Origin of the sequence: Bacillus sp. AP50 (assembly GCF_040492675.1) — a bacterium.
In the GTDB taxonomy this organism is placed as follows: Bacteria; Bacillota; Bacilli; order Bacillales; family Bacillaceae_G; genus Bacillus_A; species Bacillus_A cereus.
Genome location: NZ_JBEUTW010000788.1, coordinates 1 through 1,202, shown reverse-complemented (window position 1 = coordinate 1,202; position 1,202 = coordinate 1). Strand labels below are relative to the sequence as shown.

Genomic DNA, 1,202 nt, shown 5'->3' with positions numbered 1-1,202 from the left:
TATAAGAGACAGATTATATCTTGAATGTTATATAGAAGAAAAACAAAAGAAAGAAGTTTTAATTATAAAAGGATTTGTAAAAAAAGAATAAAATTTAATATGAGAAAAGAGTACAATAATGGATTGAAAATTATTTACTATTTCTCAAATAGCAAAAGAATTGAATAGCCAGAATCAACAGCGCGTTATTAATAGGGATCGATTTATTGAGAAGGGTTTCCATCGTAATTTAACTGTAATGGAAATAGAAGAGGTTTTATCCTGGATGAATGCAAGGAATATTGATGTTAAAGAAGAAACTGCAACAACGATGCGAAGCCAAAGGGATGATTATGCAAATAAAGATTTGAGAAAAATTTCAACAAAGGATTAATAAGTTTATTTTAGCTATGAAGGTAATAGCAGATCAGAAGCAAGAAATTACGGATTTATGGAAGACTGTTGCAGAACTTCAAAATAAACAAATTAATTGAGAAAAAACATAGGAAATAAATTAAAAGAAGATTAGAATTATAAAAGAAGTACAAGAAACAAAATATCAATTTAAAAGTATCAAGAATGTTTCGAGGTGGCGACGTTTTTTTTTGAATAACACTTGTATATTTTTTAATAAAGGAGATAATTTATGTTTGAAATTACTACTATTAGCAGGTCTGAATAATTAAGAGAGTTTTTATTAGAAAATTTCACCGATTTAATAATGGATTCAGCAGGTGGAAGTAATTTTGAATTTCCTGATTTTGATTTATTTGCACGAGATTATTTACAATTTGCAGAACACGAACTTTTGCACTTAAAGAAAGATGATACAAATATTAATCATATACATTTGATAAATTGTGTTTCTCATTTGAGAAGGGCAATTGATTGTCAATTAGATACATGTTTATATGTCTTGAAGATAAAGGTATTTAGGAAGAAAAATTTAAGTTTAGATCAAAAACTTAAATTTTTTAAAGATATTGGTGTTTTTAATTCTTTTTCTCTTTCTAGATTTAATAAGGTTAGGAATAAAATGGAACATAATTATCAAATTCCTAAAATAGGTGATATAGAGGCTTTTTTTGATTTAGTTTCGGCTTTCATTACTATTTTAGAATCTTTTCTTACTACTTTGCATTATCAATCCGAAATTAGCTTATATACAGAAGATGTTAATTCTAATATGAATATTAGTTTTGATATTAAATATTTTTATGAAG

General features: G+C 25.6%; 2 protein-coding genes. Both read left to right on the top strand.

Going from position 1 to position 1,202, the window contains the following annotated elements; translation table 11 throughout:
• Window positions 1–160 precede the first annotated feature (160 nt).
• Window positions 161–373, top strand: coding sequence for a hypothetical protein (locus ABWK52_RS29510; RefSeq protein ID WP_140159068.1), 213 nt, complete (start codon window positions 161–163; stop codon window positions 371–373).
• A gap of 327 nt (window positions 374–700) precedes the next feature.
• A partial coding sequence (locus tag ABWK52_RS29505) for a hypothetical protein (protein ID WP_353772392.1) occupies window positions 701–1,202 on the top strand: 502 nt, incomplete at its 3' end.